The 9,815-nt window shown below is 27.3% G+C and carries 11 protein-coding genes; 3 read left to right on the top strand and 8 right to left on the bottom strand.

Annotation, left to right across the window (positions count from 1 at the left end; all coding sequences use genetic code 11):
- On the bottom strand, positions 1-936 hold a 936-nt coding region (mobV, locus tag VN21_RS18005; protein WP_052952113.1), incomplete at its 3' end, for a MobV family relaxase.
- A gap of 1,021 nt (positions 937-1,957) precedes the next feature.
- Between mobV (VN21_RS18005) and VN21_RS15460 the strand changes: the two genes are divergently transcribed.
- Together VN21_RS15460 and VN21_RS15455 are read left to right on the top strand one after the other, a co-directional pair.
- Complete coding sequence (locus tag VN21_RS15460; protein ID WP_161794417.1) at positions 1,958-2,320, top strand: replication/maintenance protein RepL; 363 nt, start codon at positions 1,958-1,960, stop codon at positions 2,318-2,320.
- 320 nt (positions 2,321-2,640) lie between these two features.
- A complete protein-coding gene (locus VN21_RS15455) occupies positions 2,641-3,513 on the top strand; it encodes a hypothetical protein (RefSeq protein WP_046824038.1) in 873 nt (290 codons plus the stop codon).
- A gap of 46 nt (positions 3,514-3,559) precedes the next feature.
- On the opposite strand, the gene VN21_RS15450 is transcribed toward VN21_RS15455, so the two are convergent.
- The 5 genes from VN21_RS15450 to VN21_RS15430 form a co-directional block, all read right to left on the bottom strand.
- Positions 3,560-3,748, bottom strand: coding sequence for a hypothetical protein (locus tag VN21_RS15450; protein WP_046824037.1), 189 nt, complete (start codon positions 3,746-3,748; stop codon positions 3,560-3,562).
- Positions 3,749-3,808: 60 nt separating this feature from the next.
- Positions 3,809-4,024: a hypothetical protein gene (locus tag VN21_RS15445; RefSeq protein WP_052952112.1), complete on the bottom strand. Its 216-nt coding sequence runs from the start codon at positions 4,022-4,024 to the stop codon at positions 3,809-3,811.
- A gap of 88 nt (positions 4,025-4,112) precedes the next feature.
- Positions 4,113-5,261 carry a MobV family relaxase gene (gene mobV, locus VN21_RS18000; protein WP_052952111.1) on the bottom strand — a complete coding sequence of 383 codons (1,149 nt, stop codon included), beginning with the start codon at positions 5,259-5,261 and terminating at the stop codon, positions 4,113-4,115.
- 461 nt (positions 5,262-5,722) lie between these two features.
- Positions 5,723-6,427, bottom strand: coding sequence for a hypothetical protein (locus VN21_RS15435; protein WP_052952110.1), 705 nt, complete (start codon positions 6,425-6,427; stop codon positions 5,723-5,725).
- Between the two features lie 142 nt (positions 6,428-6,569).
- On the bottom strand, positions 6,570-7,133 hold the full coding sequence (locus VN21_RS15430; protein WP_046824036.1) for a hypothetical protein: 564 nt from the start codon (positions 7,131-7,133) through the stop codon (positions 6,570-6,572).
- Between the two features lie 599 nt (positions 7,134-7,732).
- Between VN21_RS15430 and VN21_RS15425 the strand changes: the two genes are divergently transcribed.
- Entirely contained in the window at positions 7,733-8,203 is a 471-nt protein-coding gene (locus VN21_RS15425; protein WP_052952109.1) for a replication/maintenance protein RepL, read from the top strand.
- Between the two features lie 104 nt (positions 8,204-8,307).
- On the opposite strand, the gene VN21_RS15420 is transcribed toward VN21_RS15425, so the two are convergent.
- A complete protein-coding gene (locus VN21_RS15420) occupies positions 8,308-8,532 on the bottom strand; it encodes a hypothetical protein (protein ID WP_052952108.1) in 225 nt (74 codons plus the stop codon).
- Positions 8,533-8,608: 76 nt separating this feature from the next.
- On the bottom strand, positions 8,609-9,751 hold the full coding sequence (gene mobV / locus VN21_RS15415) for a MobV family relaxase (RefSeq protein ID WP_052952107.1): 1,143 nt from the start codon (positions 9,749-9,751) through the stop codon (positions 8,609-8,611).
- Positions 9,752-9,815 lie beyond the last annotated feature (64 nt).

Below are 9,815 nucleotides of genomic sequence, written 5' to 3'. Positions count from 1 at the left end.
TTTTTCATAAATTTCACTTTGCCATTTTCTATAATACTGTTCACTTTGTTTTTTATAGGTATCTTTTAATTTTTCCTGAGACTCCAGCTGATTACTTACAGTTGCATATAAATTGTGCTGTTCATATGCTTTAATTGCAGATTTTCTCAACTTTTCAAAATCAGATTTTTTAATTTTAATGTGTTCTGAATCCTTTTTGAATAAAGTTGATGCATCCTCACATTGGATAGCATTAATCTGTGATATATCTAATGAATTTTTAGATAGAATTTGGGTTACTGTTTCATATTCTTCTCTTTTATCTTCAAGATATCTATTTATTTCATTTACTTCTTTAAGAGATTTCTTTTTTAAATTTTGAATTTTGATATTCTTAGCACCAGTTTCTTTAGATGAAATACCTCTATCTAAATCAAATTTTTTACTTGTTAAGTAGCTAAAGAACTTATCTTGAAGTTCTGTAAGCTTTTTCTTTCCATCTAACCATTCTTTAGCACTAAGTCGACCATCAGAAGTTATAGGAGTAAAACCTAAATGCATATGAGGAGTAGTTTCATCCATATGTACATTTGCATAAATTATATTTTCTTTTCCAAATTCACTTTTGATAAATTCATAAGATTCTTTAAAAAATCTTTTAGTTTCATCAGATCCTATTGTTTTAAAAAATTCTGGATCAGATGTTATAAGGCATTCAACATTTAAAACAGCATCTTTTCTTATTGCTTTTGTTCCTGTATATCTTTCTTTTATTTTTTTATTTATTTCGTCTATGTAAACTATATTGTGATTATTATGCAAATCATAATTTAAATTAGTTTTATTGAAATTTATATCTTTGTTAGAGTAATTCTTGTTTTCTCGTTGATTATGCCTTTGACATTTGTTAATTACAGTTGATTTCATCTTTTGAGTTCTAAAGATTGCATAGCTCATAAATTTCACTCCTCATATGTAAATAAATTGGTGCTATTTTTGGTGTCAAAGTGGTTCAAAAATGGCACCAAAATGCTTCATATTGATTAAAAATCTATATGAAGTGTAACATACTACTCTTTACAATGTAAAGAAGCATGCCATTGCATGGAGCAGGGCGTAGCCCTCTGCTTCGCATTCACCCATAATCCCCTTTAAAAAGGGTCTTAACCCCTAAACTAAGAATGGGGTTTCACCCCAAACCCCACACTCGGCGTTAGCCAAGCCCCTACTATGTAGGAGCAATACAAGAGTGTTAGGCTTCCATTTCATCAAGAGCCTTTCTCGGCATATTCTCCTTCTCTACGTTCAGTGCGATATTCCAAGATACTCTTGATTGCATTCTCAGCCCCTAGAAGCCTGTTAGAACTATTTTTAAGTGATGAAAAGCCTATTTATATTACTTAAGTAAAAATAAATGATTAAAACCTAATTTAAGAATCCAAAAGACCAACTGACGTTTTATTTCAGATTGGAGTTGTTTTTTACTCCAATCTGAAATAAATAAGGATGGCGGTAGTGACTACTCTACGAAATAACTTTGATAAAATCAAAATTGTTACAAGAGTGTCTGATAGTTGCTTATAAGTTAACTATATAATAATAAAGGGACATTTCGACAAAAAACACCTTCAAACCTTTGATTTTACATGGATTAAGGTGTTTTCATACATTCCTGGCATTCGGGAACAGTATTCCTGGTATTCAGGAATAACATTCCTGGCATTCGGGAACAGTATTCCTAGAAAAATAGGAATACTCAAAAATAAGGAATAAATTTAATATTGACTTCACCGAAATATTACTGGATAATGAGTAATAGAACGATATTAAAAAACTAGAATGATTAGGGGGGATTTTTATCAAAAAGATAAATCAAATTAGGGAGCAAATAGTTTTAGACCAAGATGGACTACCTATTAGAAAAGAAACTAATACTAGTTATTATGTTGAGTCAGAGCCTCCTTACGTAAAAATGTATTTGGATACAGTATTATATTTAAAAGATTTACCTAAAGGGTACAATCCGGTATTAATGGCGATTTTAAAAAGGTTACCATGGGCGAATCAAGATCAAGATATTGCAATAAATGCAGGTATGAAAAGAAAAATGGCTAATGAAATTGGTTGCTCTGTATCAAGGATAAACAATGCTATAACTGATTTTGTAAAAGGAGAAGTTTTATACAGGGTTGAGACAGGGGTTTACAGAGTGAATCCTTATTTATTTGGAAGAGGCGATTGGAATGATATAGCCAGATTAAGACTAGAAGTTACTTTTGATAATAAAGGTACAAGTATATTGGGTAAAATTGAGAGAAAATCTGAAGTAAATGAAATTTGATTTTTTTATTTAAAAAATTAAATTGTTAGTAATATGAAAATTAAAGAAGATATAGGGTTAATTTGTAGAATAATATAAGTATAGAGGTGTCGTTTTAAAAATGGGAATGTTACATGTTAAGGGATTGTATATAGAATTTTAAATGGCTTAAGTTTTTTATAAAACTATTTAATAAAAATTGCAAATAAATATGAAATCTTTTATGACTTGCTTAAGATATATTGATTTTACGTTTGGAAATACAGATTTACTTTTGCTTAATGTTGTAAATATATAAAAGGACGATACCACAGTATATGAAAAAAAGGGGGAATGGTTTTATGAACAAAAGAGTACAATCATTAATTATTGGAGGGGTTTTAGTTTCAGTTATTTATGGATCAGGAACAATTATAAATGCAAATGAAACAAATGAAAATGTTTCAGAAATAGTTTATTCAAATAATCAGGGTGATACTGTAGTTGAGCAAAATGAATATTTAGCAATGACAGAGCTAAATGAAAATTCAGATTCAAAACTTAAAAAAATGGGATATTCTAATGAAGATATTAAAGATATTAGAAATTACAAAGAAAATTACAAAGAAAATATAGAATATTTAAAAGGATTAGATAACTCTATATTAGAAGATATGGAATATAATAGTTCTCAAATAGATACAATTAAAACATTTGAAGGAACAGAAGAAGAAATGATTAGAGCTAGTGCTACTGTGTCGATAGGTTTTAATGGGTCTCTGAGTAAAGGGAGTAGAAGTAATGCTACTATTAACATGTGGTTTAATTGGAGAGGTATGCCTTCTTCAAGAGGTCGTGATATTTTAGCTATTTATAATGGTGAAGGAATGTACTATTATGCTGACCAATCATATTTAAATATTGAAAATTATGATACTGCAAGGGGAAAAACCCATAAATATAACATAGGTGCAACTAGAGATGGTGCTAATAATAAAGGATTATCATTTAAATTCAAAACTTACACTCCTTATTCTAAAACTTGTTACACTAAAAAAGGTATGGGTCGTGTTAAGTTAACAAGAGCTAAGTATATAAATGAAGTTGGAATAAGAGTTGCATATGGGAAAGGAAATGTATCATTATCGCCATCTGTATCTTTTCCAGCAGGTGGAGGAATATCATTTGGAAATGGGTGCAAAGAAATAAAAGATTCTTTTAGATTAATTAGATAAAATAAAAAGCTATCTTAATTTTAATTAAGATAGCTTTTTATTTTATCTAATTATCTTTCTTTGAGTAAATGATATAACCCCACATTGATATTATAGATGATAAAAATAAAATAGATAGTCTAAGTGATTCTATAGATTGAAGATAAACATCTTTAATAGGGATATAAAGAATTGTTAAAAAATATCCTATGAAAAAAGTTGCTATTCCAAATAAGATTATATTTAGTTTTTTCATTCAAAAACGAGCCTCCTTTTTAAGAGCTTATTAAGATTTTAACATAAAAATGTTTAATAGTTATTTTAAAATATTTATATTTAAATATGGAGTATCTCTCCTGTATTCTCTTTCAAGTGCATTTATATCAAACACCCAAGTAGTCCCAAACTTTATACAGTCTTCACCTTCAATAAATTTTTTGTTTTTTATATTTCTTCTCAATGTAGATTCGTCCTTGTTAAATTTAATTGATGCATCTTTTAAAGAAATTAATCCTTCAAATTTACGGTTCATAGTTATACCACCTTTTAAATAAATATGCACGTTTGCGTGTAAGAACTATAATAAAAATACACATCAATACTCGCTTGAGTGTATTTTGTTATAGTTCTAATTCTAAATTATAATCTTTATTTTTTGTTTTTCTCATTTTTTCAATCTGAAGCTTATTTTTGAATTTTTCTTTTTCCTTAAACTTTTCAAAATTGGCTTCAATTCCATTTTCCCTTATAAACTTTTTTAAATAACCTAACTCATTTTTATATAAATCTAGTTCTTTTTTATGAGATTGTTTTAGATTATGAATACAATTATCTTTTTCATAAATTTCACTTTGCCATTTTCTATAATACTGTTCACTTTGTTTTTTATAGGTATCTTTTAATTTTTCATGAGACTCCAGCTGATTACTTACAGTTGCATATAAATTGTGTTGTTCATATGCTTTAATTGCAGATTTTCTCAATTTTTCAAAATCAGATTTTTTAATTTTAATGTGTTTTGAATCCTTTTTAAATAAAGTTGATGCATCCTCACATTGGATAGCATTAATCTGTGATATATCTAATGAATTTTTAGATAGAATTTGGGTTACTGTTTCATATTCTTCTCTTTTATCTTCAAGATATCTATTTATTTCATTTACTTCTTTAAGAGATTTCTTTTTTAAATTTTGAATTTTGATATTCTTAGCACCAGTTTCTTTAGATGAAATACCTCTATCTAAATCAAATTTTTTACTTGTTAAGTAGCTAAAGAACTTATCTTGAAGTTCTGTAAGCTTTTTCTTTCCATCTAACCATTCTTTAGCACTAAGTCGACCATCAGAAGTTATAGGAGTAAAACCTAAATGCATATGAGGAGTAGTTTCATCCATATGTACATTTGCATAAATTATATTTTCTTTTCCAAATTCACTTTTGATAAATTCATAAGATTCTTTAAAAAATCTTTTAGTTTCATCAGATCCTATTGTTTTAAAAAATTCTGGATCAGATGTTATAAGGCATTCAACATTTAAAACAGCATCTTTTCTTATTGCTTTTGTTCCTGTATATCTTTCTTTTATTTTTTTATTTATTTCGTCTATGTAAACTATATTGTGATTATTATGCAAATCATAATTTAAATTAGTTTTATTGAAATTTATATCTTTGTTAGAGTAATTCTTGTTTTCTCGTTGATTATGCCTTTGACATTTGTTAATTACAGTTGATTTCATCTTTTGAGTTCTAAAGATTGCATAGCTCATAAATTTCACTCCTCATATGTAAATAAATTGGTGCTATTTTTGGTGTCAAAGTGGTTCAAAAATGGCACCAAAATGCTTCATATTGATTAAAAATCTATATGAAGTGTAACATACTACACTTTACTTTACAATGTAAAGCAGTATGCCATTGCATGGAGCTAAGACCTTGGGCGACTTTAAAAAAGTCCCCAATCCCATCAAATTATATATATGGGGTTTTACCCCATACCCCAAACTTGGCGTTAGCCAAGCCCCTACTTCGTAGGAGCAATTGATGTAGTTTAGTGGACTTCATTTCATCAAGAACCTTTCTCGGCATATTCTCGCTTACTTTGTTCGCTGCGATATTCCAAGATGCTCTTGATTACATTCTCGTCCTTAAATTTTTAAGATAAAAAAAAGCAACTATGTTTATAAACATAGTTGCTTTTTTTTATCTTAAAATACAATAATTTAATACACTAATAAACACTCCATTGACGTTGAATAGTCATTGAATCAGACACAAATGTTTTACTTGTTGAACTAGAACCTGAAACACTAAATCCAGGTACACTCATACTTACGCCACCACCACTAGTCACTGTAGTATAAAACTTTCCAGTTACACCAACTGTGGCCTGCGTAACTGGAAATTTAGTTGTTTTCCACTGATTACTTTTTTTCCAACTAGCTCTATGTGTTCCTGCAGCTAGTGATGATCCTACTGTACAACTATTAATTTGTCTAAATGATCCACTTGACCATACTTCAAAACTTGCATCCATCTCAGCTACAAAAGATTTATTTCTACTGTAAGCTTGTTTCCAAGATGCTTGTCTCCAAACAATATTATTTGCTTTTAAATTTTTCTTATTTTTCATTTCAGGCATCTTATTTATTTCTTCCAATGCCTTTTCTGTTCTCTCTTTTGCTATTTTATCTGCTTGTTCTATTGTAATTCCTTCGTTTTCTGCCAGATTCTTAATATATTGATCTCTTGTTATTTCTTTAATCTCAACGTTCTCATTACCTTCTGTCATTATGTTTATTGGAGTTTCATTGTTAGTCATATTTTTGTCAAAATTCTCTTCCGCACTGACTATATTAACCAAAGATGTGGAACCTACAATTAATCCACTTAATACTAATATTCTTACATTTTCACTTATTTTATTTGTTTTCATCCCAATACTCCCCTTAATATACTATTTACTATAAGCGTATATTAAGTAAATGAAGAATACAACCAATACCTCTATTTTTTTAAGCAATTTACTATATTTTTTAAAACTTAAAATTTTATTTTATATTTTAAGTTAATTTATTCTATTTCACCTTATTTATCTTCAAATATATTAAAATTTCACCATCAGATTTATGATTAAAAATTTCATCAATATTTGTACTTTCTATTTTTTTTACTTCATTTCCAATAATATATCCTACAATAGGAAATTCTTTATCCATTGTTATTTTTTTCTCCGTTTCAAGTTGGAATAAAGCTATTCCGCTACTATTTCTTTCAAAAAATTCTAATATTGTTTCAGTTAAATCAGATTCGCCTGTTAACACCTTAATTTTTGTATCTTCTTGGTATACACTTACATTATATTTGTTTATTTTTTTATCAAAATTTAAAGTTGTATTATACAAATTTTGTTCTTTTACAAATTTTCCTTTTTCAAATTCTTTTAAATATACACTTATATTATACTTTCCTTTTTCAATATTTGTTATCTCATAATCTGTGCCCATTCCACTTACATCATGTTCAATTAAATTGTTTATATTTATAGTCATTATTTCATCATTTGCAATATTACTTGCTTTGCAAGATACTATAAAAATAGATATTATAAACAAACACCCAAGTAGTAATATTTTTTTCATATATATCCCTCCCTTTTTTTTATCTAAATAACTTAAAATAATTATAGTACAAAACATATACAACAATTAATAGTTTTTCTATAAATATGATCCATTAAGAATTTTAGTGCGTTATTTATATCTGCTCTCGCCCTCTAAAAGCCCGTTAGAACGTTTTTTAAATTAAAATAAAGCATTTATACTGCTTAAATAAAAATAAATGTTTAAAACCGAATTTAAAAACTTAAAGGACCAACTGACGTTGTATTGTTATATTGGAGTTTTTTTCACTCCAATATAACAATACATAAGGATGGCGGTAGTGGGGTTTTGGGGAATGCCCCAAGGTTTTAAACCGTAGGTCGCCTATCGGCTTCTAAAGACTTATAACAGATACACAGAAAGGAACAAATTGAAAATATAGTATTTTCAGTAGTTTTAAGATTTAATAGTTATCATACTGTGATAACTATTGGTATCATAGCTTATGATACCAATACGAAACTTTTTGAAAAAAAATGATACTTGCGGTATCATAATTGAGTATAGTATAATGATAACAAAGGTATCAAAAAAGATAACTATAAGTATCACACTGTGATAACTAAGGGGGGATTAAGATGGAAAAAAATAATAATTTTGTGCAAATGTATAGGGATCATATGCCTGAACTTAGATGGTTAATGAAAAAAAGTGGAATTGCAAGTAGTATATTAAATTTTATAATGGAACATATGGACTATCATAATGCTTTATGCTGCTCATATGCAGTTTTTATGGATTATTTTGAAATAAGCAAACCAACAGTTTCAAGAGCAATAAAATTATTAAAAGATAATGGATTTATAGATGTTTTAAAGAGTGGAACATCTAACGTTTACATAGTAAATCATGAGATAGCTTGGACTTCATATGGGGAAGATAAAAAGATGTGTAAATTTAATGGAAATATTATAGTGACTCAAAAAGAAAATAAAGACTATTTTTATAGAAATCAATTTGATAAATTTAAAGAATTGAGAGAAAGAGAAAACATAAAAACAGATAAACAGAAATCTAAAGAAGAAGAACCAATAAAAGAAGTGCTATAGCCCTAAAAGGCATATAGCACTTCTTTTATTTGGTTCTAAATGATTCATATTATATCTGACTATAAATATATCTAACTTAGGTTTAAAAGTCAATTTAATAAATATTAATCTCTTTTTCTCAAAATATTTAAATTTAAATATGGACGATCTCTTCTATATTCTCTTTCAAGTGCATTTATGTCAAATACCCAAGTAGTCCCGAACTTTATACAATCTTCACCTTCAATAAACTTTTTATTTTTTATATTTCTTCTCAATGTAGATTCATCTTTGTTAAATTCAATTGATGCATCTTTTAAAGAAATTAATCCTTCAAATTTAGGGTTCATAGCTCCACCACCTTTTAATAATATACACGTTTGCGTGTAAAAAAATATAATAATATACACGCTTGAGTGTATATTATTATATTTCTAAATTATAATCTTTATTTTTTGTTTTTTTCATTTTTTCAATTTTAAGCTTATTTTTGAATTTTTCCTTTTCCTTAAACTTTTCAAAATTGAGTTCAATTCCATTTTCCCTTATAAACTTTTTTAAATAACCTAATTCATTTTTATATAAATCTAATTCTTTTTTGTGTGATTGTTTCATTTTATGAACACAATTATTTTTTTCATAAATTTCACTTTGCCATTTTCTATAATATTCTTCACTTTGGTTTTTATAGGTATCTTTTAATTTTTCCTGAGACTCCAGCTGATTACTTACAGTTGCATATAAATTGTGCTGTTCATATGCTTTAATTGCAGATTTTCTCAACTTTTCAAAATCAGATTTTTTAATTTTAATGTGTTCTGAATCCTTTTTGAATAAAGTTGATGCATCCTCACATTGGATAGCATTAATCTGTGATATATCTAATGAATTTTTATATAGAATTTGAGTTACTGTTTGATATTCTTGTCTTTTATCTTCAAGATATCTATTTATTTCATTTACTTCTTTAAGAGATTTCTTTTTTAAATTTTGAATTTTGATATTCTTAGCACCAGTTTCTTTAGATGAAATACCTCTATCTAAATCAAATTTTTTACTTGTTAAGTAGCTAAAGAACTTATCTTGAAGTTCTGTAAGCTTTTTCTTTCCATCTAACCATTCTTTAGCACTAAGTCGACCATCAGAAGTTATAGGAGTAAAACCTAAATGCATATGAGGAGTAGTTTCATCCATATGTACATTTGCATAAATTATATTTTCTTTTCCAAATTCACTTTTGATAAATTCATAAGATTCTTTAAAAAATCTTTTAGTTTCATCAGATCCTATTGTTTTAAAAAATTCTGGATCAGATGTTATAAGGCATTCAACATTTAAAACAGCATCTTTTCTTATTGCTTTTGTTCCTGTATATCTTTCTTTTATTTTTTTATTTATTTCGTCTATGTAAACTATATTGTGATTATTATGCAAATCATAATTTAAATTAGTTTTATTGAAATTTATATCTTTGTTAGAGTAATTCTTGTTTTCTCGTTGATTATGCCTTTGACATTTGTTAATTACAGTTGATTTCATCTTTTGAGTTCTAAAGATTGCATAGCTCATAAATTTCACTCCTCATATGTAAATAAATTGGTGCTATTTTTGGTGTCAAAGTGGTTCAAAAATG

Source organism: Paraclostridium benzoelyticum, from assembly GCF_001006285.1.
Taxonomy (GTDB): Bacteria; Bacillota; Clostridia; order Peptostreptococcales; family Peptostreptococcaceae; genus Paraclostridium; species Paraclostridium benzoelyticum.
Note: the sequence above shows the minus strand (reverse complement) of the source record. Positions and strands in the feature narration are given on the sequence as shown.